The following is a 24,735-nucleotide window of genomic DNA, read 5'->3' as shown; positions in this document are numbered from 1 at the left end:
TGGCTCATGATGGACGGAACATGTCTAAGGAGCCATCAGTATGGATCAGACCAACATTCGCACCATCGTCCGGAGCGTGGAGCGGGCCGCATTCGCAGCATTCAAGACCGGAGCCGATGCCAGAACTATCGGCGGCATCTATGATTCCACGCCAGTGGCGCGCCAATTGTGGCCGAACGATCCCGGCCCGCTGGCTATCCTGACCAAAGCTGCGGTGACTCCTCTCACGACTGCGGGCGTTCCCGATGCGGACCGCACGCTCAATCCGATCGGGGAATTCCTCTCGTCACTCGAGCAATCAGCCGGTGCCAAGCTGCTGCGCGCCGGGACCTTCTTCAATCTGAGCGGATATGAAACCGCCGTGATCCCCTATCTGCCAGACGATCCCACAGCGGCGCCATGGGTCGCTGAGGGCGCGCCGATCCCGGTTCGGGATTACTCATTGACCGCCGCGACGGTCGGTCCGGTGAAAAAGGCAGCACTGTTGACCGTCCATACTGCCGAGGCGGGTCGGATGCCTTCCGCTGAGATTGTCTTCACTGCCTTGCTTCGCAGAGACGCTGCCCGTGCCCTTGACGCCGCGCTGTTTAGCGATGCTGCAGCGACGGCTGATACTCCGGCAGGCCTGCTGAACGGTCTGACTCCGTTGCCCGAAATCCTGCCTGACACTGCCGAGGAATCGCTGAATGCTAACTTGGCGGCTCTGGCCGCGGCAGTAACCGAAGCTGGCGGTCAAGATGTTGTGTTCATCACGACGCCTGCGCTCGCTGCAAAGGTGTGGATTCGCAAGCCTGATCTCGCTGCGCGCGTGTGGGGTTCCCCGGCGCTGGATGCTGGAATGGTGATAGCTCTTGATCCGACCGCATTTGTTGCAGGGTTTGACCCCTACCCGGCGATCGAAGTCTCAACGTCCGCGACCTTGCACCTTGAGGACACCACCCCCGCGCAAATCGGCACCGCGGGCACCCCGAACGTTGTGGCTGCGCCGGTTCGTTCCATGTTCCAGACTGATACCGTTGGCGTTCGCATGGTCTTCGAGATGGCCTTCGCCATGGGCGCGCCGGCCATTGCCTTCATGGAAGACGTAGCATGGTGACGAAGCAAGAGGCCCGCGAGAGGGCGCAGGTTGTGCTTGCTTCGGTGGACCGGACGCTTGTCGAGCCTCGCCCCGAAAGACCGCCATCACCGGGCCAAGCCATGACGGAGTGGTGGGAGCGGAAGGAACAAGAATGGGCCAGATGGGAACGCGAGCAATTGGAGAGCAAGGAACGCGATGAGGAAGTCGGAAGGCAGGTCCGACAAGGCCGCCAGGCCGTTGGCCGGCCGGCCGGCAACATCTTTACGCGAATGAATGACAAACAGATTGTGGAGGTGTTCGGCACGCTCATTGGCGAATGCCGGGCCGATGCCCTGATCAAAGTGGAAGCGCTGGCAAAACTCTTTGCTGAGCTGGAAGCCCGCGTCGAAAAACTGGAGAAGCGCGATGAATGAAGCGAAAACCTCGTTAGCGTTCTTCTTGGAGCGCCTGCTATCCGAACTTGATGCAGCAACTGTCAAGGCGGCGGTAGATTTGTTGCCTTCCGGATGTACCCCGGAGAGTATGCGGAAAATCATGATCGCGGTCCGCGCAGAAGTCCTTCCCGCCCTCGTTGCCCGCGCGGAAATGCTGGCCGTAGAGATGGATCGCGCCGTCATATTCAACGAAGCGACGCAAGACGGTCATCAGTTGCAATGAGCAAGGGGGTGGGGCGGTTCGCAGGCAGCTACTGGCTGATTCGGGCCCCGCGCTGCCTCGGCATGGCGCGGCGCGACGTAATCGAAATTTGGGGTGAATGAATGCCGCAGGTAGGAGCGTTTTTTGCGACGGCAATACTTGGCCCAGGCGCGAGCGCCACTGCAATCGGGATTGTCGGCGGTATCGTCAACACGCTGATCGGCGCTGCGATCAACCTCGCAGTCGCCAAGGCAAATCAGCCGAAGGGGCCGCGCCCGTCCGAGATCACGACTGAGGTTCGGGGCAGCAGCTCTAAGCGCATCCGGCACTTGGGCCGCGTTCGCGCGTCCGGCACTGTAGCATTTGCTGAATGGGCGAGGGTCACAGATAGCGGAGGCTTTCAGCGCCGTTTCTACAAGCTCCTGTTGGTCGCAGACGGCGGCATGTCCAATGTGATCCAATGGTATCTGGACGGCCAGCCGGTCAGCGTGGACAGCAGCGGCTATGTGACGACCGAGCCTTGGAGCAAGGGCAACATCCGCCTGCGCTGGCGGTCGGGCATTCAGGCAAGCGGCCAATGGGACGGCGGGCAGTATGCCGACATGATTTCGGCATTCCCCGGATACTGGACGACCGACCACAAATGCCGCGGCATCGGCACGATTTGCGCCACATTCGATGCGGTCGAGGGCGAGGACATTTCCGAGGTCTATAGCGGCGGTGAGCCGGAAGTTTCAGCACTGATCGACGGGGCAGAGGCGTTGTGGGTGTCGGATGATTACGCCAACACCCGCAACCCTGCGCGCCAGCTCTATGACGTGCTGTGTAACCCGATTTATGGCGCGCTTTCGCAAGACGACATGAACGATGGCAGCTTTGGCACAGCCCGCACGAATTGCTTGGACGCCGTTCCGACAGATGGGGGCACGCGAGAGCGGTATCAGTCAGGCATTTCGTTCGCGCTGTCCGACCCGATGAAAGATACGGCGCAGAAGCTCTTGGACGCAATGGGTGGGCGGGCTTGGATCGACCTTGATGGCAGGTTGTCGGTGGAGGCCGGCGTCTGGACCGCGCCGACAGTCACGATTGAAGAACGCCACATACATGAAATGGAATACGGGGCGGGTACCGAGCGGATCAGCCGTGTCACCAACCTCATCCCGTCCTATGTCGCGCCGCAAGTCCGTTGGCAGGAAACGACCGCCGACGAGTGGGAGGACGCCGACGCAATCGCGCTGTGGGGCGAGGGTGAGCCGAAATCGCTGGATCTGCTGGCCGTCCAGCACCACGGCCAAGCGCGGCATCTGTGCAAACAGCAAATTGCCCAGATGAACCCGCGCCGGAAAATGACCCTGACACTCGGCGCTTTCGGCCTGCGGCTCTTGGGCGAACGCAGGGTGGCAATCCACATCCCGCGCATCGGCCTGAGCAACGTCCCGTTTTGGATCAATTCATGGTCCTTCGATGGGCAGAACGTCACCGTCAATGTGACCGAGGCGGACCCTTCCAGCTACAACTGGACCGCAGGAGAGGAAGGCGACCCGCCTGCCGATGCAGAGGATTACGACCGCGACAACCCGACATTCAGCACGACAATAGATAGCCTTGTCGTCGTCACTGATGACGGCCCCCCCTACATCCGCGTGGCAGGCACATACGCTGCAGAATGGGGCTATGTCGGCATGATGCAGTATCGCCGGACAGGGGCGAGTGAATGGACCGATGGCATCCGGGAAACGTCGGGAGCCAATGCATATCGGTTCAGGAGCAATCCTCTTGAGGACGGCGGAACGTATCAGGTGCGGACCTATGTCGCGCCGGGCGGGCAGACCTGGAAACAGGCCAGTACGCCAGTTGTCGTGTCAGATATCGACGTGGTGGCTAACAGCACGGCCCCAGATGCCCCAGTTGTCGTGTCGGAAAGCGGCGCGGCTGGCGGCACGCTGACGGTGACGTTTGTGCCAGATCTGGGCGTCAACTATTCCAACACCCGCCTTTATCGATCGGCGGCTGGAGGCGTTTTTGCTGACGCTGTGCAGGACGGAAATGCGAACTATGCGACCTCGTCGGACGTGACCATGACCCGCGCCATCCCCGGCGGCGGCGCGAAGTACTGGCTCCGGTCTTTCAACTCGTCCGGCGTGGCATCTGCCACGACCCTAGTCGGCAACTACCCCTAACGGCCTGAACGGCCTTCCCCTTAAATCTGTGAGGCATCATGACGTTCAGCTCGAGCGCCAATTCCGCATATCCCAACGGCGAACCGGTCGCAAAAGGCGATGTCAGGGGGCTTTGGGCTGAGGTCGACGGGATAGTGCGGTAGGCGCCCACGGGTTATGGGCTTCCCCGAGCATCTACTTGGCCGGGAGTGCCTTAGGTTGCGGCGGATCGTAAGCGTGAGGGCGGCGGGCGACGACCAAACCCGTGACGGGGTCCACAACAGTTGCACCAAGTAAGCAGCGCTCAAGGTGAACCTGCTTGATGGATGCTAGTTTTTTCCTTCCAACGAGTTGGCCGATTTCCTTGCTATGCCCAGCGTTGGGTGGCGAGATTACCTTGATTGACTTCTCTGGGAAGCTAGTCCTGACCATTCGGATTGCCGGCGTCAGATCACTGTCCCGGCTGACAATAAATGCCTCATCGAAATTGTCTTGATAGGCTTCATTCAGTAGCCACAAAGCGATGTTTACATCCGTCTCTTTTTCTTCGTGGGCTTTATACGGGCTTTTGCAAGTCCTGCAGTACATGTCTTTTTCTTTGAACCGGCCCATGATGGGAGTCACGCCAGTCACCTGTAACGCGGCGACGTATTGCTGATGGCGAGCATAAGACACTGCGCGCCAAGTTGCATAAGCAGAGAAGTAAAAGACTTCATTTAGGGTATGCGTTTTAGGGTCGGTGAATGCTGTAATCAGCTTTCGAAGATCAAACCATTTCAGGTGTGGTGCGCCAATCTTTTCCACAGCGTGGTAGAGATTAAAGCCATCCACAAAACACTGCACACGAATAGGCTTGGTCATGCCCTTCCCGATATGAGAACCCCCGAGCCGTGGCCCGGGGGAGGCGCTGTGGCCGAGGCCGCAGCGGGATTAATAAGGCTAGATAAGGCTACTGATTCGCGAATGTCAAGAGACTCTAAAGGGCTGAACGGACTCAAATCGGCTAACCTGTCAACAAGTATCTGTATTTTGTGCCTGCCGGGGTTTTTACGTCAACCTGTGGCGATCAGGATTGTTTGATCGCCATGGACCCCATCAGCCGCCGGATCATCTCCGGCCGCGTCGGCGGGGGAACGATTTTCTCGCGCTCAGCATCGAGCCACGCGAGAAGGTCAGGATGCAGGCGCACCATCACGGGCGTCCCCTGCCCAGAGGGAGCAGGGCCACGCTTCCCTTTTCTTGGTATCAAAGTTTTTTCTTGATCGCTCATAAAAACATTGATACCACAGTAAGCGGGCCAAGCAAGAGCTTCCACCTCTTACTCAGCCCTAACCGAAACCCGTTCTTTAAGGGAGAACGCGAATGGCTACTCATTGCCATAACGGACCCGGCTTGCCTGTCGCAAGCCTTCACGAAATCCACGACCACCTGACGCTGGCGCTCGATGCCAGCGAAAGCGCGCGCGGCTACAGCCAAGCGGAGCGCGAAGCCCGTACCTACGTTCGCAGCGCTCTGCGTCGCGTCGGCAAGCTGATGGAGGGGGTAGTATGAGCGCGGCTATCAAAGACGATACCGGCTTGCCCGAAGGTGTAACTGAACGCTTGGCAACCTTTGCAGAATGGACAAACACCACGCTTTTCCCTGCCGATAAGGTCGTTGTCGAATGCGACGGCGGTCACACCTTCAGCTCAGAGTTTCTGGCCTATGCGCAGGAGGTCGGCATGTCGCTCGATTGGGCCTATTCCGGTGATGCGATGGGGCTGGTGATGCGGGCGCACAATGCCGCACGGGAGGGCCGAGCATGATTACCCCCAACGACCTGGAAAGCGTGAGCTGTCAGCTTAGCAAGCTCAGCAACCTTTACGCGGCGCTGGCGCTGGCGGTGGAAAGCATCGACGATTCCGACAACCGCCAAGCCCGGGATGCCGTCATCGGTTTGACGGAAGTCATTGGCACACAGATCGAGAGGTCGCGCGGCGCTCTTGCGGCGTTGTTCCCGATCGCCCGAGATGCCGCAAAACAGGCGGAGGCAGCATGAGCCAGATCACCCCAGAAACCGAGAGCCAACTCGAAGCGGCCTATAAACAACTGGATCAAATTGAGCAGTTGATCGTGATCAGCGCGGCCCGCGATCTCGCCGCCGGTAAGATCACGTCCAAACAGTTTGCGTTGCGCGTTCAAGATCAGGCGGAGCGGCACCGCGCCGGGAAGCCTGTGTACATCAGCGAACTGGGTTTCTGACGGCCTGCGTCCGGCTTCGGTCGGGCGCTAAGTCTGATTCCGGCGCATCCTGTCGCGTCCAATCATTTTTCAGGTGATGGGTATCACGATGGGGTGCGAAACCGACCGTTCATAATGATGAGGAAAAACAATGCCTTGCGTGGATACGTGGAGGCGGGTACCGGAATCGAACCGGTCTTCACGGATTTGCAATCCGCTGCGTAACCTCTCCGCCAACCCGCCGCTGTCGTAGGATGGGACGGGGTTTAGCTGCTTCGGCGGCGGGGCGCAAGACGGCGTTTTGCTTTGCTGCGCTCAGATAGGGCGTTGGCCCTAGATGTAGTCGCGCCGGAACGGATAGGCCGCATGGGCACCGGGCGGATCGGGCGCGCGCGGGACGACCGTGCCGGATCAGCAGGATTTGGAAAAGCAAGGTCCAGCCCGATTCAAGGGCAAGTGCGCAGCCGGGCAGATACAGCCGGAAGGCACGCAGCACCTCGGCGGCGCGGACAGAGGGGGTTGGGTCTGGTGCGGCAGGGCCTCGGCCCGCTCCAAATGGGCCTCAAGCTGATCCGACCATTTCCGCGGTGCGCGATGTGGGCGCAGGTCTTCGATATCGACCATTTCCAGCCCGGTCTTCGAAAATTCGCGGATCACTGGCTCACATGCAGCAGATCGTCGCCGGAAAAAATGTAGTCCTTGATGAACTCGCCCAGCCGTCCGTCGACGGTGGCATCGTCAAAACCGGTCAGGGTGACGCCATGGTTCAGCGCTATGCCTTTGGAACGCAGCAGGTCGAGGATTCGCGCGCAATAGGTCCGCATATTGGCGCGGTCGATATGTTTTACGATGCCGACCGAGGCCAGCCTGTCGAAGGCGACGGTCGGAAATCGCGATAGTCGCATAGCCCGATCCGGACTCGGCCCTGCAACCCGTGTTTCGCGATCTGGCCTGACGCACCGACCTGATATGGGTCTACGGATGCTGCCACCGACGGCGAGGGCCGCGACCACCCGCATCAGGTCGCGCATCCCGCTCAATGCCGAGACATTGCCCGTCGACGATCTCTCCGGCCAGGGCGCGCAGATTGCCCGAAGCGAGTCGGGCAAGGGCGGCAGAGTTGTGAAAGAGGATCTCGACCGGGGCGGCGTCAGGGCCCAGTGTCCGGCCCGTTGGCAGTCGCAGCCGCAGTGGTCGGCTTGGCCGTTACAGCCAGCGTGCAATCACCTGATCCGTGGCGGTCATGTCCCAACCTCGTCAGCGGGCGCCACAGGTCAGCGGCGCTGCCATGCGAGGGGGTCAGCATACGCTTTTCCCCATGGCGCGGGTCAAGCGCCTGACCAGCCACAAATCGATGTCCGGAAAAAACAAAAGCGGCCCGAAGGCCGCTTTTTGCTTTCTTCCTTTCGGAAGATTTTTTGGAGCGGGCGATGAGATTCGAACTCACGACCCTAACCTTGGCAAGGTTATGCTCTACCCCTGAGCTACGCCCGCACTCCATTCCGTCGGTTGCTTCCGGCTTCGTCTGCCGTCATCCCCTTCGGTGAGCGGTGATTTACGGAAGGTAGCGGGGGGGCGCAAGAGCAAAAAACGAAATTCTTTAAAAAAACTTCAAGAAACTTTGTAGATCATTGTTTTTGATACGTTTTCATTTCGTTTTTGATGATGTGCCCGGATCAGGCCGGTTCGGCATGGCGGCTCAGGGCACTGATCGGGCGGTCCTGGGATTCGTCGCGCAGTGCCTCGCGCAGGAATTCCGGCAGCGAGATACGATGCTCGCGGAAATCTTTTGGCGGGGTCAGGGACGGATCGCCGTCCATGCGCAGTTCCAGCCCCTGCGCCGTGCTGTCGGCGCGGATGGTGATGTTGAATCCGTCGCCCGGTCCGTTCGACAGGACATGGCGCTGGGTCTGGCATCCGGGGAAACTGGCCTGATCGAAGGGCAGGACGTTGATCAGCGGAGAGAAGAAGAATCGCTCCTGCGTTCCCAACCCGTGATCGAAGCCGATCTGCTCGATCCGGTAGCGGCCATGGCGGCGCAGCTTGCGCAACCGCGCGGCCAGCCGGGTGAGGGTGGCGCGGACCGTCTCATCCGCCTCGACGGAAACATCGAAGGGCAGGATATTGACCACCAGCGCCGGGATCGAGATCGCGACGCTGCCCATCCGGCTCAGATAGGGCAACCAGACCGGCAGCCCGGCGCGCGTCCCGTCATCATGCCGCGCGACCGAGCCGTCCTTCAAATGCAGCGCGGCCCATGCCGCGCAAAGCGCGGTCAGCAGATCCGGCCAGCCGATGCCCAGTTCGGCGCTGCGCGCCAGCAGCGGCGCGCGCAGGTCCGAGAGCGATTCCTCATGGGACATCTCTTCGGCCGGGTAATCCTCGGAGCCCTTGGTCAGCGTCATTGGTGCTGGCGGGGCAGACAGGACCTGGCGCCAATGCGCGCCGTCGGTGTCGTGGCGCGGACTGGCGCGATAGGCATCCTCCTCGGCCAGATAGGCTGGGAAATGGCCAAAGGGCGCGCCGGCATCTGTTCCGCTGACCTCGGCCGCGTAAAGCCGGGCGCTACGCGATTCGATCAAACCCATCGCATAGCCGTCCAGCACGATGTGATGGCCGCGATTGTACCAGATCACGTGATCCGGCCCCAGATGGATCAGCCATTCCGCCGCGATGGGTTGGGTCAGCAGGTCCAGAGGTGCCTCCAGATCGGCCTGCATCATGGCCATGGCGCAGGCCCGAGGGTCGGCATCCGCCGACAGGTCGATCCGGCGCAGAACCGGGCGGCGGCCCTCGTCCAGATGCTGACGGGGCTGGTCATCGCCTGTGGCGGTGAAGCGCAGGGCCAGCACATCCGTTTCAAGGATGGTGCGGGTGATGGCGCGGGCAAGGGCCTCGATGTCCACAGCGCCGCTGAATTCGATGGCATGGGCCACGGTGGAAACCGCCTCGCCCGGATGTGCGCGGAATTCCTCCCAGAAATCCAACTGTGCGAGGGTCAGCGCGAAATCGCGTTCAATATGTTGATTGTTTTGCATGATTCTGTCCGCCCGGCGGGCGTGGCCCGGAAATGTGGCTTCGGGGTTCTGGCTGGCTGACCCGCGGCGAACCGCGGGCCAGCTTGCTTCGAGAGAGAAAGCCATATAAAAATACTCGACTATTACACCGCGTCAAGCGGGGATCGCGGCGCAGGCAGTCTTTCGCCGCTCAATGGACAGGAATTTTCGCGATGATCGAATTCACGCCCTGGCCCGACAATCTGGCCCGTCGCTATCGCGAGGCCGGTTACTGGATCGGCCAGCCCCTGACCCGCATGCTGGACCAGCAGGTCGCGACCCGCCCGGATGCGACCGCGATCGTCTGTGGGTCCCGACGGCTGAGCTATGCCGATCTGGACCGGCAGTCGCGCCATCTGGCCGGGCGCCTAGCCGTCAAGGGCTTCGGTCATGGCGATACGGCACTGGTGCAACTGCCCAATCTGGCCGAGTTCTACGTCACCTTCTTTGCCCTGCTGCGGATCGGCGTCGCGCCGGTCAATGCGCTGTTCAGCCACCGTCGGTTGGAGGTGGCGGATTATGCCCGCCAGATCGCGCCCGCCGTGGTGATCGGTGCCCGCGCGCATGAACTGTTCCGCGACGATGCCTTTGCCGATGAGCTGTGCGCGGGCGGCACCCGCCTGATCCTGCTGCTGGGCGAGGATGACCCAGCCCGCAGCCTGTCCGATTGGCTGGCCTCGGGTCCGGCTCTGCCCGAAGGCGCGGGGCCGACCCCTGCCGATCAGGTCGCCTTCTTTCAGCTTTCGGGCGGCAGCACCGGCACGCCCAAGCTGATCCCGCGCACCCATGACGATTACGATTACAGCGTCCGGGCCAGCGTCGAGATTTGCGGCGTGACCGCTGACACCCGTTTCCTGTGCGCGCTGCCGGCGGCACATAACTTCACGCTCAGCTCGCCCGGCGCGCTGGGGGTGTTCCATGCCGGGGGCACGGTGGTCATGGCAGCCAGCCCCGAGCCTCTGGCCTGTTTCGACCTGATGGCGCGTGAAGGCGTGACCATGGCCCCGCTGGTGCCCCCGGCGGTGGCGCTGTGGCTGCGCGCTGTCGAGGATGACCCGGCCCGCCGCGCCCAGCTTGCGACGCTGGATCTGATGCTGGTCGGCGGCGCAAGCTTTGCCGAGGCCACGGCCCGCCGCGTTCCCGACATCCTTGGTTGCCGGTTGCAGCAGGTCTTTGGCATGGCCGAGGGGCTGGTGAACTACACCCGGCTGGACGATCCGGCGCAGATCGTCTTTGCCACGCAGGGCCGCCCGATCAGCCCCGATGATGAAATCCGCATCCTAGATGAGGATGGCAACCCGGTTCCTGACGGCCAGCCCGGTGCATTGGCCACGCGCGGCCCCTATACGTTCCGCGGCTATTACCGCAGCCCCGATCACAACGCCCGCGCCTTCGATGCCGACGGCTTCTATCACTCGGGCGACGTCGTGGTCCGCGAAAACGGCTATCTGCGCGTCGTCGGGCGGATCAAGGACCAGATCAACCGGGGCGGGGAAAAGATCGCCGCCGAGGAGATCGAGAACCTGCTGCTGCGCCATCCCGACATCACCCATGCCGCACTGGTGGCGATCCCCGATCCGCATCTGGGCGAGAAAAGCTGCGCCTTCCTTGTCCTGCGCGATGGGGTGGAAAAGCTGTCCCCGCCCGCGCTGCGCCGGGCGCTGCTGGAACAGGGCGTGGCCGAATACAAGCTGCCCGACCGTTTCCGCATCCTTGCCCAGCTGCCGCTGACCGCAGTGGGTAAAATCGACAAGCGCCGCCTGCGCGACAGCTTGACCCCTGAGACCGCCTGAAAGGACGACCATGACCACCCTGACCGAAACCGCCGAGCTTTCCCCGGAATGGCTGGCCACCCGTGTCCTGTCCCTGATCGAGGACGAGACCGAGATCGACCCGACCGAAAATCTGGTGCTTTACGGGCTCGATTCCATCTCGGTGATGACGCTGTCCTCCGAGCTGAAGCAGCGCGGCATCGAGGCCAGCTTCGATGAGCTGGCCCGCGAGCCGACGCTGAATGCATGGTGGGCACTGATCGCGGCGCGCCGTTAAGCGCGCAGCGTCGCACCCCCATCGACATAAAGGTCGGCCATGGTGACATGGCCGGCCTGATCCGACAGCAGATACATGACCGCGCCGGCAATATCCTCGGGGGTGGCCAGCTTCTTCAGCGGGATGCCGGTGCGATAGGCGTTCAGGCTGCCCTCGATCACCGCGCGTTCGCCCGCGCCGCCATCCTCGGTCCACATGCCGGTCTGCATCGGTGTCAGGGTCGAACCCGGCGCGACGATATTGCAGCGCACGCCTGACCCCGCCAGTTCCAGCCCCAGACAGCGCACCAGCATGGTCGCCGCCGCCTTGGAGGCAGCATAGGCGCCCATGTTCTGGCGCGGGATGCCTGCCGCGTTGGAACTGACCGCAACCAGCGCGCCGCCACCGTTCCCGGCCATTGCCCGACCAAAGGTGCGGGTGACGTTGAAGGTTCCGGTCAGGTTGGTGCCGATCACCCGATCCCATTCGGTCTGGGGCAGATCGACCAGCGGCCCGATGGCCAGCACCCCCGCCGCATGGACGCCCAGCTTCAGCGGACCATGGGCAGCCTCGGCCTCGGCCACCAGTGCCTCGACCGCCGCGCCGTCGCGGACATCCAGCGCGCGCGGGATCGCGCCCTTCGGCAGCGGCGCCGCGAGCGCGGCGGCGGTATCGGTCGCCACCACCGTCGCGCCCGCGTCCAGCAGGGCGCGGGTCACGGCCAGACCGATCCCCCCCGCCGCGCCGGTGACAATGGCCAGATGCCCTTCGAATCCGCTCAGGCGCATGTCGCGACCTCGCCTGCAAACACATCCAGCGCCTGTTCGGTCAGCAACGGCACGCCGCAGGTCGCCGCGATCCAGCCCATCGCCAGATCATGCTTCTCGCGCGAGAAGTCGGCCTGTGCATCGGCTATGGCAAAGGCCTCGATATCGCGCTGGAACGCCTCGACCGCGGTGGCGAGGCAGCCGATATGGGCATAAATCCCGCAGATCATCAGTTGATCGCGCCCACGCGCCCGCATCAGCGTTTCCAGATTCGAGCGCTGGAAGGCGCTGTAGCGGTGCTTGTGCAACACGATGTCGCCCTGCTCGGGGGCAAGCTGGGGCAGGATCTCCTCATGCTCGGGGGTGGCGCTCATGCCCGGCCCCCACAGGTCGGCCTGAAGGCCGCGGTCGGGGCGGAACTGGTTGCCTTTCTGCGCGGTGTAGAACACCGGAACGCCCGCCGCGCGGGCCGCAGCGATCAGCCGGGCGATATTGGCAACCATCGGGGCCAGAGGCGCGCCCTCGGGATAGGGGCGGCAGAAATAGCGCTGCATGTCATGGACCAGCAGGGCCAGACGGTCGCGTTGCGGCTGCCACGGCCCGCGCGGCTGCGGCAGGTCGGCGGCGCGGGGCAGGGCATAGGGGGCAATGCCGGGAAGGGCCATGGTCGGGGTCTTTCGCGTTATTGGATCAGTCCGGCCAGCCCGGCATCCGCGGGCAGGCCAAGGGCGGCAAGGAAGGCGCCGAATTTCGCGCCGGTCTCATGGGCTTCGGCCAAGGGGTCCGAGCCGGGCACGATCCCGGCCCCGGCGTAAAGCCGTGCCTCGGCGCCGCAGATCTCGGCGCAGCGGATGGCGACATGCCACGCGCCGTCGCCCTGCGCATCGCACCAGCCGACCGCGCCAGCATAGAAATCGCGCGGCGCGGGTTCCAGTTCGCGGATCAGCGACTCGGCCCGGCCCATCGGCAGACCGCAGACCGCCGGGGTCGGGTGCAGCAGGGACGCGAGCACCACCGAGGGCGTATCCATGTCCCGCAGCCGCCCTTCGATCCGGGTGCCCAGATGCCACATGCTGCGTGTCGAGGTCAGGGTCGTGCCCTGCGGGATCGCCAGCTCGCGGCAAAGCGGCGACAGGCTGTCCATGATGTATTCGACCACGATGGCATGTTCGCGGTGATCCTTGTCCGACCCCATCAGCGCCTCGGCCGCCGATCGGTCAATGGCCGGATCGACCTCGCGCCGGGCCGAACCGGCCAATGGATGCGAGGCGATCTCGGCGCCGGATTTCGACAGCAGCAGTTCGGGCGTCGCGCCACACAGGACCACGGGACGGCCATCCCGCGGCGGCAGCGCCACCCGGAACGCGGTGACCGCCGGGTCCTGACCCAACCGGCGCAGCAGCGCGTCGACCGGGATGTCATGTCCGGCCCGGACCAGCAGGCTGCGGGCCAATACGATCTTGTGCAGGGCGTCGGTTTGCCCGGCTTCGTCCTGCATCAACTGCAGGGCGCGACCGACCGATTGGGAATAATCGGACGCAGGGGGCTGGGCCGCGATCTGCCAGTCCTGCAGCGGCAGGCCCCTGGTCGATACGGCTTCGGCCGCAGCGGGTTCGGCGCGGCATTGCCACAGGCAATCCTGATCGGCACGGTCAAAGGGCAGGGCCCCACCGATCAGGCTGTCCTGCGGCGCGTCGGCAAAGGCGCGGCTGATACGTTCGGCCAGATCATGGCGGGTGCCACGCGGCAGGGGCGTCGCTGCCCCCCCGCCCGAGGCATTGTCCCTGCCACGAAAGACAAAGGCCGGGGACGGGTTTCGGGTCAGTCCGGCCACATCGGAAGCATCGGTAATACGGATGTTCATGCGTGATCTCATCGAATGAAAATGCGCGCTGCCGCGGCGACAAAGGCGCACGGCAGGGGGCGGCGAATAGGTCGCAAATTGGCTGGCTCCAGCCGGGTCTGCGGGGCGGAACTCTCTCCTGCTCGTGACATTCCCGGGTGGCGGATACGCCGTTTCGCCCGTGTTTCAGGCGAATGGCGAACAGAGGGCGCATGACCCCTGCTGGCTTCCCGCGCGGAACATGTCTGAGGCGATCTGAAAGGGCAAGTAAAATCGTCAGGATTGTAAGGGGTGGCGGAACCCCGCCCATCCATCGGCGGGAACCCCCGGCGGATAGCGGTGTTGGCCCTGACATGTCCCAACGCCCGAGGTTCCGATGCCCCCATCCGACAGCGCCTTCGATCTGGCCAAGGCGCATGTCTGCGTGATCGTGAATCAGGGTTCGGGGCGCAAGGCGGGGGACAGCATCGCCGACCAGATCCGCGAGCGTTTGCAGGGTCGCGTGGCGCGGCTGGACTTTCGCCGCACCCCCAAGGGCGGCGATCTGACCGGCATCGCCCGTCACGCGATCGGTCAGGGCTTCGACCTGATCGTGGCGGCAGGCGGCGATGGCACGCAGGCTGCCATTGCCAGTGCGGTTGCGGGCAGTCCCGCCGCGATGGTGGTGATCCCCGGCGGCACCTTCAACTATTTCGCCCGTGATCTGGGCGTCGGCGAGACGGTCGAGCAGGCGCTGGCGGTCCTTGACGCCCCCCAGCTTCGCCGCATCCATGTCGGCGAGATCAACGGGCTGCTGTTTCTGAACAATGTCAGTTTCGGCGCCTATCCCGAGATCCTGAAACGGCGCGAGGACATCTACAAACGCTGGGGCCGTTCCCGCGTCGCGGCCTATTGGTCGGCGGTGGTGGCGATGTGGAACCTGCGCCACCCGATCCGGTTGGTGGTGCGCGCGAACGGAACCGAACGGCGCTTCAAGACCGCGCTCGCCTTCGTCGCCAAAAGTGCCTACCAGCTGGACAGTTTCGGTCTGGACGGGGCCGAGGACATCCGGCAGGGGCGGCTGGCACTGCTGGTGGCGCGGGCGCGCAGGCCGTGGCCGCTGATCCGCTCGGCCCTGCGGCTGGCCTTTGGCAAATCCGCCCGCTACCAGGATTTCGACCTGATCAGCGCCGAGGAATTCACGTTGGAAACCGAACCGCGCCACGAATATGTCGCCCATGATGGCGAAAAGCTGTGGATGGATTCGCCGTTTTCGGTGCGCGTCCTTCCCAATGCCTTGGCGGTCCTTGTGCCCTCGGGGTCCAACGGACGGGATGCACAATGACCCGGCTGGTGCATCTGTCAGATCTGCATTTCGGCCTTGAGCGCGCCGCCCTGATCGAACCGCTGTTGGAGCGGGTCAATGCGGCCCGCGCCGATCTGGTGGTGGTGACCGGCGATCTGACCCATCGTGGCCGCTCGGCGCAATTCGCCCATGCGGCGGCCTTTCTGCGCCGGATCGAGGCGCCGCTTTTCGCCGTGCCCGGCAACCATGACATCCCGCTTTACCGCCTCGATGACCGGGTGATGCAGCCCTATCTGCGCTATCGCCGCGACATTTCCGAGAATCTCGAACCCGTCGGCCATGTCGGGCGGCTGCGGGTGCAGGGCGTGAACAGTGTCGATCCGATGGCATGGCAGCGCGGCCAGATCACCGCCGCCCAGATGCGCCGCGTCACCGACCGGATCGAGCCTGACTGCATCAATATTGTCGCCCTCCACCACCCGCTTCAGCAGCGCCCCGAGATCGACAAGGCCCTGATGCGCGGTGCCCCCGAGGCGGTGGCCCTGTTCGAACTGAAGGGCGTCGATCTGGTGCTGAGCGGGCATCTGCATATCTGGGCAGCGGGGGCGTTTTTGCCGCCGGACGGGCGCGGGATGCTGCAGATTCAGGCCGGGACGGCGCTTTGCGCGCGCGAAACCGACCTTCAGAACGAATTCGCGGTGCTGGATTTCGACGGGTCGGATCTGCTGATCGAACGCCATGTCGCGCCGATGGACCAGCCGGGTTTCCTGTCGCCCCAGTTCCTGCGCTTTACCCGCGTCAATCGGCGCTGGCGTGCGGCCTAGGCGGAAATCCGACAGTTTCACTTTGTTTTGGCTGGACCTGATCCTGACCAGAGGCTAGCTAAGCCGCGACTCCGCGGTCACGCGGTGGCCAGAAGCATCAGAGGTCCAGACATGCGCGCCTTCGCCCTTTCGACTTTCCTTGCATTCTCTCTTGGATCCGCGGCCTTTGCTGCCGATCTGTCGGTGCCGACCGCACAGGGCGATGTGGCCCTGAAGGGCGTTCCGCAAAAAGTCGCGGTCTATGACCTGCCTTCGCTGGATACGCTGACGGCGCTTGGCGTCGATGCGGCGGGCGTGCCGGAAAAACTGTACGTCAAGCACCTGCAACCGCTGGCCGAAAAGGCCGCGCCGGTCGGCACGCTGTTTGAGCCGAACCTTGAGGCGCTGGCCGGGCTGGGTCCCGATCTGATCGTCGTCGGCGGCCGCTCTGCCGCGCAAAAGGCCGCGGTCGAGCAGGTGGCCCCGGCCATCGACATGACCATCGGCGAGGATCTGCTGAGCGACGCGAAAGCCCGCATCACCGCCTTTGGCACGCTGTTTGACCGTCAGGACAAGGCCGCCGAGCTGACCGCCAGCCTTGACGCCAAGGTCGCCGCCGCCACTGCTGCCGGCAAGGACAAGGGCAGCGCGCTGATCGTCATGACCAACGGGCCGAAACTGGCCGCCTATGGCAAGGCCTCGCGCTTTGGCTGGATCCATCAGGCGACCGGCCTGCCCGAGGCAGTCGAGACGATCAAGGACGCCAATCACGGCGACGCCATCAGCCACGAATTCATCGCTCAGGCCAATCCCGACTGGCTGATCGTCATCGACCGCGGTGCCGCCATCGGCGAAGAAGGTCAATCCGCCGAGGCCGTGCTGAAAAACCCGCTGGTCGAGGGCACCAATGCCTGGAAATCCGGCCATGTCGTCTATCTGGACGCGGCTGACGCCTATATCTCGGCCGGGGGTTATACCTCGACCATCACCCTGCTGGATGAGTTGACCGCAGCGCTGACCAAGGGATGAGGCTGCTGCCAGCCGCGATGCTGGTTCTGGCTGGCCTGAGCGTGGCCAGCCTGACCATCGGCGCCGCCAGCGTCAGCATCCTTGAAGCAACCCGGGACCCTTGGGCGGCACTGGTCCTGATGGAATCGCGCCTGCCCCGGACGCTGGCCGTGATCCTGACCGGCGCGGCGCTGGCGGTGGCGGGTGTGGTCCTGCAAGCCCTTGTCCGCAACCGTTTCGTCGGCCCCGAAACCACGGGGACCGCCGAAAGCGCGACATTGGGCCTGCTGGCCGTCACCATCCTGTTCCCGGCCTCCCCGCTATGGGTCAAGATGGTGGCGGCCAGCCTTGCCGCCATGCTGGGCACGGCGCTGTTCGTCGCCGTCATCCGCCGCCTGCCGATGCGCGAGGTGATGCTGGTGCCGATCGCGGGGCTGGTGCTGTCGGGGGTGATCGGTGCGATCGCCACCTTCATCGGCTGGCAGACCGACCTGCTGCAATATGTGAATGGCTGGCTGATGTCGGGCGAGTTCTCGGGCGTGCTGGCCGGGCGGTATGAGCTGCTGTGGGTCGCGGCCGTGGCGGCGGGTCTGGCTTGGTTCGCCGCTGACCGCTTCGCCATCCTCGGGCTTGGCGACAGCGTGGCCACGGGGCTTGGCCTGTCGCCGGGCGCGGTGATGCGGCTGGGGCTGGCGGTGGTCGCGGTAGTGACGGCCATGGTCATCACCACTGTCGGGCTGATCCCCTTTGTCGGGCTGGTCGTCCCGAATATCGTCGCCCGGATCATGGGCGACAATCTGCGCGCCTCGATCCCGGTGGTGGCGGTGTTCGGCGCGGTGCTGCTGCTGACCTGCGACCTGATCGGGCGGCTGATCCGTTTCCCCTATGAGATCCCCGTCGGCACCATCCTTGGCGTGGTCGGAGCGGTCATCTTCCTGTGGCTGCTCTACCGCAGGCCCGCGCATGGATAGGCGGCCCGCATATGAATAAAAGGCTCGTGCTTTGGGTGCTGGCCGGAGTGCTGGCACTGGCAGCGGCAATCTGGCTGCTGCAGGGCCTGCCCGATGGTCAGGCGCGGGCATTCGTGCTGAAGCTGCGGACCGAGCGGCTGGTCGGACTGCTGCTGGTCGGGATTTCGACCGGGATGGCGACGATCCTGTTCCAGACGGTCGCCGCGAACCGGGTGCTGACGCCGCAGATCATGGGCTTTGATGCGCTTTACATGCTGATGCAGACACTGCTGGTTGCAGCCTTTGGCATTGCCGGTTTCGCCGGGCTGCCCGCAGGCGTGAAATTCACCGGCGAGGTCGCGGTGATGGTGCTGCTGGCGGCGGCCCTGTTCGGCACGCTGTTGGGGCAGGGGGTGCGCGACATCCCCCGCACGATCCTGACCGGGGTGATCCTTGGCATACTTTTCCGCTCTCTCAACACCTTTGTCGGGCGGGTGCTGGACCCCAATGAATTTGCAGTGGTCCAGCAGGCCAGCTTCGCCAGCTTCAGCAAGATCGACGCGGCGCTGCTGCCTGCTGCGGGGGCGCTGACGCTGATCGGCGCGGCGGCGGCAATGCTGATGGCGTCACGGCTGGATGTGCTGGGACTGGGCCGCGATCCGGCGGTCTCGTTGGGACTTCATCATCGCCGGGTGGTGCTTGCCGCGCTGGCAATTGTCGCGTTGTTGGTTTCGGTCTCGACGGCGCTGATCGGTCCGGTCACCTTCTTTGGTCTGATCGTCGCTGGGCTAACTCATGGGTTGACCCACAGCGCGTGCCACCGGGTCCTGCTGCCCGCGTCGGCGATGATCGCCGCGATCACGCTGATCCTGGGCCAGACCGTGTTCGAGCGCGTGCTGGGTCAGGCCGCCTTCCTCTCGGTGGTGATCGAATTCGCCGGAGGCCTGTTCTTCCTGCTTCTGCTGATCAAGGGACGCATCCGATGATCCGTATCTCCGGCCTTTCGCATCGCATCGGCAAATCGGCGATCCTGCATGACATCAGCGCCGACCTGCCAAAGGGCAAGCTGACCGCGCTGATCGGCCCGAATGGCGCGGGCAAGTCGACGCTGCTGCGGCTGATCGGGCGGCTGGAACCGCTGCAATCGGGCAGCGTCACCTTGGATGGTGCGGATCTAAGCCGGACGCCCACCGATCAACTGGCGCTGAGGATGGCGGTGCTGGGCCAGCAGACGGCGATCGCCAGCCGCCTGCGCCTGCGTGAACTCGTCGGTTTCGGTCGCTGGCCCCATCACAAGGGCCGTCCGCGCCCCCGCGACCTTGAGGTTGTCAATCAGGCACTAGCGGCGTTTTCGCTGGATGATCTGGCCGACCGATTTATCGACGAGATTTCGGGCGGTCAGGCGCAGCGCGCCTATCTGGCGATGACCGTGGCGCAGGAAACCGACTGGCTGCTGCTGGATGAGCCGCTGAACAACCTCGACATGGCCCATGCGCGCTCGCTGATGGCGCGGCTGGGTGAATTGGTCAGGGTCGGCGGCAAAAGCGTCGTGACCGTCATCCACGAGGTGAACTATGCCGCCGCTTGGGCCGATCATGTCGTGGCGATGAAACAGGGCCGGATCGTGGCGCAGGGCAGCCCCTATGAGGTGCTGACCAGCGAAACGCTGTCGATGCTTTACGACACGCCGGTTGGGGTCGGCAGCCATCGGGGACGGCCGCTGGTCCTGCATCACGTCTGAATTCTTTCTTGTGAAATTATCCCGGGGGACGCCTGCCCGACCCCATTGAGGGGTCGGGCAGGCGGGGGGCAGAGCCCCCAGGCGCCCTTAGCCCTTGGCCGCGACCGTGATCCGCGTACCCCAGGGGTCGGTGAAGCTGTTCGCCCCCAGACCCGCCAGCACGCCCGGATCGGCCTCCAGCACCAGTTCCGCCAATCCGGTCGCATTCGCGCTGCGTTTCCCCGCGCCGCGGCTGTTCCAGATATTCCCCGCCAGATGGTGGTGATAGCCGCCGCTGGAGAAGAAGCTGGCCCCGAAGCGATGCGAGGTGCGGTCCAGACCAAGGCTGTTCATGTAGAAATCCTCGGCCTCGGCCACATCGCCGACTTGCAGGTGGACATGGCCAACCACCGTGCCCTTCGGCGCGGTCTGCCAGCCGTCGACACCAATGCCCAGAAGGCCGGGCACGTCCAGCGCCACCGTGTCCATCAACACCTCGTCGCCGCGCCGCGTCCAGCTGTCGCGGGGGCGGTCGACATAGACCTCGATCCCGTTGCCCTCGGGATCGTGCAGATAAACTGCTTCGCTGACCAGATGGTCCGAAGCCCCGTCCAGCTTCATCCCGCCCGCCGCGATATGGCGCAGCCAGCTTCCCAGCGCGGCGCGGTCGGGCAAAAGGAAGGCGGTGTGGAACAACCCCGCCTCATTCGGGCGATGGCGCGCGGCCTTGTCGGCGCGCAGTTCCAGCAGCGCCTGTCCATCCACGCCCAGCAGGACCTGCTCGGCATCGCCCGACAGGCGTTGCAGGCCGATCACCCGCTGATAGAAATCCCCGACCTTGCCAAGGTCGTTTACGGTCAGGGCCACCCGGCCGATCTGAAGGGGGGCATCGCTCGTCGCCATGACAGTCTCCTTTCCCAATGCTTGCAGACAATCTAACCCCCAGCATTCTTCCAGAAAATGGCGAAGGCAGGGGAATACTGTCACCCAATTGGCGACAATGACGGATCATTGCCTTTGCCGCCACCAAAGGGCATGATGCAGGCCCTTTTTTCGCAGGCGCTCACCCATGACGACCCGACCCAGATCCCCGCGCCGTCAGGCCGCGCCCCGCCCGTCCGCACAGACCCCCAAGCCATCCGCCAAGGCGAACCCCAAACCCGCCCCGGACCGGCCCGAACCTGCGCCCCTTGCCGCTGACCAGTCGCGGATGGAGATCTTTCTGGTCGCCACTCCCGGCCTTGAGGAACCCTTGGCCGCCGAGGTCAGGGAGCGCGGCTTCACCCCGGAAATCCAGCCCGGCGGCGTCACCTTCACTGGCAGCTGGCCCGAGGTCTGGCGCGCCAATCTGGAAATCCGCGGTGCCACCCGCGTCCTTGTCCGCATCGGCAGCTTCCGCGCCATGCATCCGGCGCAGCTCGACAAGCGCGCCCGCCGCTTCCCTTGGGCTGACTTCCTGCGCCCCGACATCCCCGTCCGGGTCGAGGCCTCCAGCCGCCAATCCCGCATCTATCACGCCGGGGCCATCACCCAGCGGATCGAAACCGCCCTGCGCGAAAGCCTTGGCGCGACCATCGCCGATGACGCGCCGGTCACGATCAAGGTCCGCATCGAGGATGACCTGTGCACCATCAGCCTCGACAGCTCGGGCGAGTCGCTGCACAAGCGCGGCCATAAGCAGGCCGTCGGCAAGGCCCCCATGCGCGAGACCATGGCGGCGATGTTCCTGCGCCAATGCGGCTACGACGGGCGCGAGCCGGTGCTGGACCCGATGTGCGGCTCGGGAACCTTCGTGATCGAGGCGGCCGAGATGGCGGCAAACCTGCGCCCCGGTCGGTTGCGCAGCTTCGCATTCGAACATTTCACCAGCTTCGACCCGCAGGCCTGGGAAAAGCTGCGCAGCGCCCCGGCGCGGCCCGCGCCCGATGCGCCGCGCTTTTACGGCAGCGACCGTGACCCCGGCGCCATCCGGATGAGCACCGAGAACGCCGAACGCGCCGGCGTCGCCGCACTGACCGAGTTCCGAAACCTGTCGATCGGCGATATCGAGCCGCCCGAAGGCCCGCCCGGCCTTGTCATCATCAACCCGCCCTACGGCGCGCGGATCGGCAACAAGGGCCCGCTTTTCGGCCTGCACGCCGCCATGGGCGAGGTCCTGCGCAGCCGCTTCAAGGGCTGGCGAGTCGCCATCGTCACCACCGACGCGCAACTGGCCCGCGCCACCGGCCTGCCGTTCCTTGAGCCCGGCCCTTTCGTCGCCCATGGCGGGCTGAAGATCCGGCTATGGCAGACCGGGCCGCTGTGAGGCATAGGACGGGGTCATTCCGGAAGTGGGGTGACCTCCAGCATCTTTTCTTTCCGTTCGGCTTGCGCATTCGTTTCGAAGGTTGAAGCGCCTATGATCTTGCCTTTGTGAAAGGTCGCCTCGACCGTCGCTTCATATGGACGATTTGTCGGATCGAGTGCCTTGATTGTGAAGGCGTAAACATCGCTGTCGGTCAATTTCCCGTTTTCGATGAAGGCTGTGGTGACCTTAAACAACTTGTAGTGAGCGCCCAGTATCGGCAGGTCAGACGGGAAGGTGTCATAGCGGTCCTGCAAGGTCTCCAGTTCGCCCCATGCGCGCTCGCCATGCATCTGGTATTCGCAGCCGCTGCCACGGTACCTGATCTTGAAGGTGCGCAACTGCCCTGGAACGGGTTTGGTGGTGATGACGGCATAGTCTCCGACAAGGTAAATTCGGTCGCCCGGCGTGCGCGTCAGTTGGCAATTGATGTGGATGTCAAACAGCCGACTTAGTTCAGCGGCGGAATAATCCGACGCCAAAGCCGGGCTTGAGGGCGAGTTGACCAAAAACGCCAAGGTAATGCTTGCGATATGCAGGGCGTGTCTGAACATGCGGCGCTGTGTCCCTTTGGGTTTTGGGGCGATGCCATTGATCATGAGTCAGGCCCCAATTTTGCCAATAGCGCGCTGAAAATCCACCAGTTCCTGACTGGGTTGCATTGACGAAAGGGTCAGGTTGAGCCGACGAGAGGTGCTGCCGTGCTGGACGGATTAGCCCGCTGCGTCGGTCAGCAGCGGCATCAAGATTGCCTGATCGGGGAATGCCGGGGATTGCCTTGGCGACGCAATCGGCATCTATAGCGGTCCGCGCCGGAATGCTCGAAGATCACCGAGCTTCTGAAAAGAACGAAAGAGATACCTATGCCGAAACTGCCCGCCATCCTCATCTGTGCCTTGGCGCTCACCGTCGGTGCCTGCGGGCCAAACACCGCGACACGCGCCACGACCGGCGCAGCGGCGGGGGCGTTGGTTGCAGGGCCGATCGGCGCGGTCGCCGGGGCGGCTATCGGGGGCAGTGGCGCGGTGCATATCAAGTAAGGCTTTACCTCACCGCCCGGCTCGGGTCGCGGCGGAGTGAGTAATCCGTTCCAGGTCACCGGGAACGCTACTGCCTTGTCATCAGGCCGAAGCGGATGGCCGGCTGCGGGCTTATCGTCGCTCAATCCTTGCCGAAACGTACCCCGGCCCGCCGCGTCGGCCAGCGAGGCAGGGCCGGAATGTCCAGAACCTCACCGGGTTCGATCGCTCCGGCCAGCCAGATAAGATCGCGCCGCGCCATGGCAATGCAGCCTGCAGTCGGAAATCCCGGCCTGCGCCATTGATGCAGGAAAATGGCCGAGCCGAGCCCCGCCTGCGCATGGGGCCAGTTCCAGTCGGTAATCAGCACGATGTCGTAAAGCGGATCGGCGCGGCGCATAGCCTCGTGACTGGGCGCAAAGGGCGCGCGGACGAACTGGTTATAATCGGCGTGACCCGAGGCATCGCACCACAGATCGCCCGGCAGGATCGGTTGCGCCCAACCCGCAGGCCGCGCCACCCGGTCGGGGCGGTAAAGCAACCCGACAATGCGATGTTCGCCCAAGGGCGTGGCGCCGTCGCCCTCGCGCTTGGCGTCGGTCAGGCCGCCGCGCCCGACCGAGCAGGGCAGAACCCGGCCCCGCGCCATCAGACCCATGGGCGTCAGCCGGATCACAGCAGATGCCCCGATTTTTCCGCCTTCACGTCCAGATAGCCGGTGTTGTGGCGATTGCGCGGGGTGATCAGCGGCACGCGCTCGGTCACGGCGATGCAATGGCCCTCCAGCATCGAGACCTTGCGCGGGTTGTTGGTCATCAGACGCACCTTGCTGAAACCCATGCGCCGCAGGATGCCGGCACCGATGCGGAAGTCGCGCTCGTCATCTTCAAAGCCAAGACGGTGATTGGCCTCGACCGTGTCAAAGCCCTGCGCCTGCAGGGCATAGGCCCGCATCTTGTTGGCCAACCCGATGCCGCGCCCCTCCTGGTTCAGATAGATCAGTACGCCCTCGCCCGCCTGACCCATCGCCCCCAGCGCGGCATGCAGTTGCGGACCGCAGTCGCATTTCAGGCTGCCCAGCACGTCGCCGGTGAAACACGCCGAATGCAGCCGCGCCAAAACCGGCTTGTCGCGGGACGGTGCGCCGATCTCGACCGCGTAATGCTCGGCCTCGCCATCGTCGGGTCGAAAGATATGCAGCTTCGAATTCTCGGCGGCCAGAAGCGGTAGCCGTGCCGCCGCGACCGGAGCCATGATGGATTCTCGCGCCAGTTGCTCCAGCGCGGGGCCGGGTTCCAGCCGGGTCAGCCCCTCGGGGACGCTATCCACCGGAACCATCAGCACGGCAGGCAGCAGTTCCGCCGATTTCGCCAGCGCGATGGCGGCGCGATGCGCCGCGACATCGCCGCCGCGCAGGCTGTTGAGCGGCCCCTTCATCGGTGTCATCAGATCGCCCGCCGGATCGGCCATCGATCGCAGCCAGGCCAGATCGGCATCGGGGGGCAACGCGATCCGCGCCAGATCGCCGTCATAGACCCGCGCCTTCAGCGTGCCCGCGCGCCAGCTGGTCAGCGCCAGATGCGCCGCGCCCAGTTGGCGCATCAGGGCCAGCCGATCGGGCGACAAGGTCTCGATCGCGGCGGCCAGATAGCCCCCCAGCACGACCGGCAGACCGATCCGCAGATCGGTGCGCGCGCGCGAAACGGTTTCGATCAGGGTAGGGATCAGGGACATGGCTCGGGCCGGATTGAAACAAACTGAAACATAGGGACGATTTCCGACAACTCCATGTGAGAATTGCTGCAATGCGCTGGACGCC

Annotated in this window: 29 protein-coding genes and 2 tRNA genes; 18 read left to right on the top strand and 13 right to left on the bottom strand. The window is 64.2% G+C overall.

The features are described 5' to 3' along the window. Window positions 1-40: 40 nt before the first annotated feature. From GL300_RS07200 to GL300_RS07185, 4 genes are all read left to right on the top strand, one after another. Complete coding sequence (locus tag GL300_RS07200; protein WP_155038925.1) at window positions 41-1,096, top strand: hypothetical protein; 1,056 nt, start codon at window positions 41-43, stop codon at window positions 1,094-1,096. Continuing rightward, window positions 1,090-1,491: a hypothetical protein gene (locus GL300_RS07195; RefSeq protein WP_155038924.1), complete on the top strand. Its 402-nt coding sequence runs from the start codon at window positions 1,090-1,092 to the stop codon at window positions 1,489-1,491. The genes GL300_RS07200 and GL300_RS07195 overlap by 7 nt, the downstream gene beginning before the upstream one ends. Next, complete coding sequence (locus tag GL300_RS07190; protein ID WP_155038923.1) at window positions 1,484-1,735, top strand: hypothetical protein; 252 nt, start codon at window positions 1,484-1,486, stop codon at window positions 1,733-1,735. The genes GL300_RS07195 and GL300_RS07190 overlap by 8 nt, the downstream gene beginning before the upstream one ends. A 101-nt stretch (window positions 1,736-1,836) precedes the next feature. Then, on the top strand, window positions 1,837-3,894 hold the full coding sequence (locus GL300_RS07185; protein ID WP_155038922.1) for a phage tail protein: 2,058 nt from the start codon (window positions 1,837-1,839) through the stop codon (window positions 3,892-3,894). 174 nt (window positions 3,895-4,068) lie between these two features. Here GL300_RS07185 and GL300_RS07180 read toward each other — a convergent pair whose 3' ends face one another. Together GL300_RS07180 and GL300_RS27060 are read right to left on the bottom strand one after the other, a co-directional pair. Then, entirely contained in the window at window positions 4,069-4,734 is a 666-nt protein-coding gene (locus GL300_RS07180; protein WP_155038921.1) for an NYN domain-containing protein, read from the bottom strand. Between the two features lie 205 nt (window positions 4,735-4,939). Further along, window positions 4,940-5,065, bottom strand: a complete 126-nt coding sequence (locus tag GL300_RS27060) for a hypothetical protein (protein ID WP_281353112.1) — start codon at window positions 5,063-5,065, stop codon at window positions 4,940-4,942. Between the two features lie 170 nt (window positions 5,066-5,235). On the opposite strand from GL300_RS27060, the gene GL300_RS07175 reads away from it, so the two are divergent. From GL300_RS07175 to GL300_RS07160, 4 genes are read left to right on the top strand one after another with little or no spacing between them, the layout of a single operon-like run. Further along, window positions 5,236-5,424, top strand: a complete 189-nt coding sequence (locus GL300_RS07175) for a hypothetical protein (RefSeq protein WP_155038920.1) — start codon at window positions 5,236-5,238, stop codon at window positions 5,422-5,424. After that, window positions 5,421-5,678 (top strand): hypothetical protein, encoded by a 258-nt coding sequence (locus GL300_RS07170; protein ID WP_155038919.1) that lies wholly within the window; start codon window positions 5,421-5,423, stop codon window positions 5,676-5,678. Before GL300_RS07175 ends, GL300_RS07170 begins: the two co-directional genes overlap by 4 nt. After that, complete coding sequence (locus tag GL300_RS07165; protein ID WP_155038918.1) at window positions 5,675-5,911, top strand: hypothetical protein; 237 nt, start codon at window positions 5,675-5,677, stop codon at window positions 5,909-5,911. The genes GL300_RS07170 and GL300_RS07165 overlap by 4 nt, the downstream gene beginning before the upstream one ends. Then, window positions 5,908-6,114, top strand: a complete 207-nt coding sequence (locus tag GL300_RS07160; protein ID WP_155038917.1) for a hypothetical protein — start codon at window positions 5,908-5,910, stop codon at window positions 6,112-6,114. Before GL300_RS07165 ends, GL300_RS07160 begins: the two co-directional genes overlap by 4 nt. A gap of 148 nt (window positions 6,115-6,262) precedes the next feature. Here GL300_RS07160 and GL300_RS07155 read toward each other — a convergent pair. The 4 genes from GL300_RS07155 to GL300_RS07140 all read right to left on the bottom strand — a co-directional run bounded on the left by GL300_RS07155 (window position 6,263) and on the right by GL300_RS07140 (window position 9,131). Then, a tRNA-Cys gene (locus GL300_RS07155) sits at window positions 6,263-6,336 on the bottom strand. Between the two features lie 410 nt (window positions 6,337-6,746). After that, the gene (locus GL300_RS26610) at window positions 6,747-6,998 is read right to left on the bottom strand and encodes a class I SAM-dependent methyltransferase (protein ID WP_246195101.1); all 252 of its coding nucleotides are present in this window, start codon (window positions 6,996-6,998) and stop codon (window positions 6,747-6,749) included. Window positions 6,999-7,512: 514 nt separating this feature from the next. Next, window positions 7,513-7,587: transfer RNA gene (locus tag GL300_RS07145), tRNA-Gly, on the bottom strand. A 182-nt stretch (window positions 7,588-7,769) separates the two neighbouring features. Further along, window positions 7,770-9,131, bottom strand: coding sequence for a condensation domain-containing protein (locus GL300_RS07140; RefSeq protein WP_155038916.1), 1,362 nt, complete (start codon window positions 9,129-9,131; stop codon window positions 7,770-7,772). Window positions 9,132-9,322: 191 nt separating this feature from the next. Between GL300_RS07140 and GL300_RS07135 the strand changes: the two genes are divergently transcribed. Beyond that, window positions 9,323-10,942 (top strand): (2,3-dihydroxybenzoyl)adenylate synthase, encoded by a 1,620-nt coding sequence (locus GL300_RS07135; protein ID WP_155038915.1) that lies wholly within the window; start codon window positions 9,323-9,325, stop codon window positions 10,940-10,942. 10 nt (window positions 10,943-10,952) lie between these two features. Next, on the top strand, window positions 10,953-11,198 hold the full coding sequence (locus tag GL300_RS07130) for a phosphopantetheine-binding protein (RefSeq protein ID WP_155038914.1): 246 nt from the start codon (window positions 10,953-10,955) through the stop codon (window positions 11,196-11,198). On the opposite strand, the gene GL300_RS07125 is transcribed toward GL300_RS07130, so the two are convergent. From GL300_RS07125 to GL300_RS07115, 3 genes are read right to left on the bottom strand one after another with little or no spacing between them, the layout of a single operon-like run. Next, entirely contained in the window at window positions 11,195-11,965 is a 771-nt protein-coding gene (locus GL300_RS07125; protein WP_155038913.1) for an SDR family oxidoreductase, read from the bottom strand. The genes GL300_RS07130 and GL300_RS07125 overlap by 4 nt on opposite strands. After that, window positions 11,956-12,609, bottom strand: a complete 654-nt coding sequence (locus GL300_RS07120; protein ID WP_155038912.1) for an isochorismatase family protein — start codon at window positions 12,607-12,609, stop codon at window positions 11,956-11,958. The genes GL300_RS07125 and GL300_RS07120 overlap by 10 nt, the downstream gene beginning before the upstream one ends. 17 nt (window positions 12,610-12,626) lie before the next feature. Next, window positions 12,627-13,808: an isochorismate synthase gene (locus tag GL300_RS07115; RefSeq protein WP_246195100.1), complete on the bottom strand. Its 1,182-nt coding sequence runs from the start codon at window positions 13,806-13,808 to the stop codon at window positions 12,627-12,629. Between the two features lie 355 nt (window positions 13,809-14,163). On the opposite strand from GL300_RS07115, the gene GL300_RS07110 reads away from it, so the two are divergent. From GL300_RS07110 to GL300_RS07085, 6 genes are all read left to right on the top strand, one after another. Beyond that, window positions 14,164-15,111: a diacylglycerol/lipid kinase family protein gene (locus tag GL300_RS07110; RefSeq protein ID WP_155038910.1), complete on the top strand. Its 948-nt coding sequence runs from the start codon at window positions 14,164-14,166 to the stop codon at window positions 15,109-15,111. After that, a complete protein-coding gene (locus tag GL300_RS07105; protein ID WP_155038909.1) occupies window positions 15,108-15,896 on the top strand; it encodes a metallophosphoesterase family protein in 789 nt (262 codons plus the stop codon). Before GL300_RS07110 ends, GL300_RS07105 begins: the two co-directional genes overlap by 4 nt. A gap of 111 nt (window positions 15,897-16,007) precedes the next feature. Continuing rightward, window positions 16,008-16,904 (top strand): siderophore ABC transporter substrate-binding protein, encoded by an 897-nt coding sequence (locus GL300_RS07100; RefSeq protein WP_155038908.1) that lies wholly within the window; start codon window positions 16,008-16,010, stop codon window positions 16,902-16,904. Beyond that, on the top strand, window positions 16,901-17,854 hold the full coding sequence (locus tag GL300_RS07095) for an ABC transporter permease (RefSeq protein WP_155038907.1): 954 nt from the start codon (window positions 16,901-16,903) through the stop codon (window positions 17,852-17,854). Before GL300_RS07100 ends, GL300_RS07095 begins: the two co-directional genes overlap by 4 nt. A gap of 11 nt (window positions 17,855-17,865) precedes the next feature. Further along, window positions 17,866-18,819, top strand: a complete 954-nt coding sequence (locus GL300_RS07090; RefSeq protein ID WP_155038906.1) for an iron chelate uptake ABC transporter family permease subunit — start codon at window positions 17,866-17,868, stop codon at window positions 18,817-18,819. Then, entirely contained in the window at window positions 18,816-19,574 is a 759-nt protein-coding gene (locus GL300_RS07085; RefSeq protein ID WP_155038905.1) for an iron ABC transporter ATP-binding protein, read from the top strand. The genes GL300_RS07090 and GL300_RS07085 overlap by 4 nt, the downstream gene beginning before the upstream one ends. Window positions 19,575-19,661: 87 nt before the next feature. Here the strand turns inward: GL300_RS07085 and GL300_RS07080 are convergent, their stop codons facing one another. Further along, window positions 19,662-20,456: a VOC family protein gene (locus tag GL300_RS07080; RefSeq protein ID WP_155038904.1), complete on the bottom strand. Its 795-nt coding sequence runs from the start codon at window positions 20,454-20,456 to the stop codon at window positions 19,662-19,664. Window positions 20,457-20,622: 166 nt separating this feature from the next. Between GL300_RS07080 and GL300_RS07075 the strand changes: the two genes are divergently transcribed. Beyond that, entirely contained in the window at window positions 20,623-21,858 is a 1,236-nt protein-coding gene (locus GL300_RS07075; protein WP_155038903.1) for a THUMP domain-containing class I SAM-dependent RNA methyltransferase, read from the top strand. A 14-nt stretch (window positions 21,859-21,872) separates the two neighbouring features. On the opposite strand, the gene GL300_RS07070 is transcribed toward GL300_RS07075, so the two are convergent. Continuing rightward, a complete protein-coding gene (locus GL300_RS07070; RefSeq protein ID WP_155038902.1) occupies window positions 21,873-22,496 on the bottom strand; it encodes a hypothetical protein in 624 nt (207 codons plus the stop codon). A 264-nt stretch (window positions 22,497-22,760) separates the two neighbouring features. Here GL300_RS07070 and GL300_RS26145 point away from each other — a divergent pair, with 264 nt between their 5' ends. After that, the gene (locus GL300_RS26145; protein WP_170297617.1) at window positions 22,761-22,937 is read left to right on the top strand and encodes a hypothetical protein; all 177 of its coding nucleotides are present in this window, start codon (window positions 22,761-22,763) and stop codon (window positions 22,935-22,937) included. A gap of 121 nt (window positions 22,938-23,058) precedes the next feature. On the opposite strand, the gene GL300_RS07065 is transcribed toward GL300_RS26145, so the two are convergent. After that, complete coding sequence (locus tag GL300_RS07065) at window positions 23,059-23,574, bottom strand: L,D-transpeptidase family protein (protein WP_155039230.1); 516 nt, start codon at window positions 23,572-23,574, stop codon at window positions 23,059-23,061. A 14-nt stretch (window positions 23,575-23,588) separates the two neighbouring features. Next, entirely contained in the window at window positions 23,589-24,650 is a 1,062-nt protein-coding gene (gene ribA, locus GL300_RS07060) for a GTP cyclohydrolase II (protein ID WP_155038901.1), read from the bottom strand. Window positions 24,651-24,735 lie beyond the last annotated feature (85 nt).

This window comes from Paracoccus litorisediminis, assembly GCF_009711205.1.
GTDB lineage: Bacteria > Pseudomonadota > Alphaproteobacteria > Rhodobacterales > Rhodobacteraceae > Paracoccus > Paracoccus litorisediminis.
Note: the sequence above shows the minus strand (reverse complement) of the source record. Positions and strands in the feature narration are given on the sequence as shown.

Bases quoted from the DNA above. Each gene is read 5' to 3' on its own strand.
- GL300_RS07200 (WP_155038925.1), top strand. From the start codon at position 41: ATGGATCAGACCAACATTCGCACCATCGTCCGGAGCGTGGAGCGGGCC.
- GL300_RS07195 (WP_155038924.1), top strand. From the start codon at position 1,090: ATGGTGACGAAGCAAGAGGCCCGCGAGAGGGCGCAGGTTGTGCTTGCT.
- GL300_RS07190 (WP_155038923.1), top strand. From the start codon at position 1,484: ATGAATGAAGCGAAAACCTCGTTAGCGTTCTTCTTGGAGCGCCTGCTA.
- GL300_RS07185 (WP_155038922.1), top strand. From the start codon at position 1,837: ATGCCGCAGGTAGGAGCGTTTTTTGCGACGGCAATACTTGGCCCAGGC.
- GL300_RS07180 (WP_155038921.1), bottom strand. From the start codon at position 4,734: ATGACCAAGCCTATTCGTGTGCAGTGTTTTGTGGATGGCTTTAATCTC.
- GL300_RS27060 (WP_281353112.1), bottom strand. From the start codon at position 5,065: ATGGTGCGCCTGCATCCTGACCTTCTCGCGTGGCTCGATGCTGAGCGC.
- GL300_RS07175 (WP_155038920.1), top strand. From the start codon at position 5,236: ATGGCTACTCATTGCCATAACGGACCCGGCTTGCCTGTCGCAAGCCTT.
- GL300_RS07170 (WP_155038919.1), top strand. From the start codon at position 5,421: ATGAGCGCGGCTATCAAAGACGATACCGGCTTGCCCGAAGGTGTAACT.
- GL300_RS07165 (WP_155038918.1), top strand. From the start codon at position 5,675: ATGATTACCCCCAACGACCTGGAAAGCGTGAGCTGTCAGCTTAGCAAG.
- GL300_RS07160 (WP_155038917.1), top strand. From the start codon at position 5,908: ATGAGCCAGATCACCCCAGAAACCGAGAGCCAACTCGAAGCGGCCTAT.
- GL300_RS26610 (WP_246195101.1), bottom strand. From the start codon at position 6,998: ATGCGACTATCGCGATTTCCGACCGTCGCCTTCGACAGGCTGGCCTCG.
- GL300_RS07140 (WP_155038916.1), bottom strand. From the start codon at position 9,131: ATGCAAAACAATCAACATATTGAACGCGATTTCGCGCTGACCCTCGCA.
- GL300_RS07135 (WP_155038915.1), top strand. From the start codon at position 9,323: ATGATCGAATTCACGCCCTGGCCCGACAATCTGGCCCGTCGCTATCGC.
- GL300_RS07130 (WP_155038914.1), top strand. From the start codon at position 10,953: ATGACCACCCTGACCGAAACCGCCGAGCTTTCCCCGGAATGGCTGGCC.
- GL300_RS07125 (WP_155038913.1), bottom strand. From the start codon at position 11,965: ATGCGCCTGAGCGGATTCGAAGGGCATCTGGCCATTGTCACCGGCGCG.
- GL300_RS07120 (WP_155038912.1), bottom strand. From the start codon at position 12,609: ATGGCCCTTCCCGGCATTGCCCCCTATGCCCTGCCCCGCGCCGCCGAC.
- GL300_RS07115 (WP_246195100.1), bottom strand. From the start codon at position 13,808: ATGAACATCCGTATTACCGATGCTTCCGATGTGGCCGGACTGACCCGA.
- GL300_RS07110 (WP_155038910.1), top strand. From the start codon at position 14,164: ATGCCCCCATCCGACAGCGCCTTCGATCTGGCCAAGGCGCATGTCTGC.
- GL300_RS07105 (WP_155038909.1), top strand. From the start codon at position 15,108: ATGACCCGGCTGGTGCATCTGTCAGATCTGCATTTCGGCCTTGAGCGC.
- GL300_RS07100 (WP_155038908.1), top strand. From the start codon at position 16,008: ATGCGCGCCTTCGCCCTTTCGACTTTCCTTGCATTCTCTCTTGGATCC.
- GL300_RS07095 (WP_155038907.1), top strand. From the start codon at position 16,901: ATGAGGCTGCTGCCAGCCGCGATGCTGGTTCTGGCTGGCCTGAGCGTG.
- GL300_RS07090 (WP_155038906.1), top strand. From the start codon at position 17,866: ATGAATAAAAGGCTCGTGCTTTGGGTGCTGGCCGGAGTGCTGGCACTG.
- GL300_RS07085 (WP_155038905.1), top strand. From the start codon at position 18,816: ATGATCCGTATCTCCGGCCTTTCGCATCGCATCGGCAAATCGGCGATC.
- GL300_RS07080 (WP_155038904.1), bottom strand. From the start codon at position 20,456: ATGGCGACGAGCGATGCCCCCCTTCAGATCGGCCGGGTGGCCCTGACC.
- GL300_RS07075 (WP_155038903.1), top strand. From the start codon at position 20,623: ATGACGACCCGACCCAGATCCCCGCGCCGTCAGGCCGCGCCCCGCCCG.
- GL300_RS07070 (WP_155038902.1), bottom strand. From the start codon at position 22,496: ATGATCAATGGCATCGCCCCAAAACCCAAAGGGACACAGCGCCGCATG.
- GL300_RS26145 (WP_170297617.1), top strand. From the start codon at position 22,761: ATGCCGAAACTGCCCGCCATCCTCATCTGTGCCTTGGCGCTCACCGTC.
- GL300_RS07065 (WP_155039230.1), bottom strand. From the start codon at position 23,574: ATGGGTCTGATGGCGCGGGGCCGGGTTCTGCCCTGCTCGGTCGGGCGC.
- ribA (WP_155038901.1), bottom strand. From the start codon at position 24,650: ATGTCCCTGATCCCTACCCTGATCGAAACCGTTTCGCGCGCGCGCACC.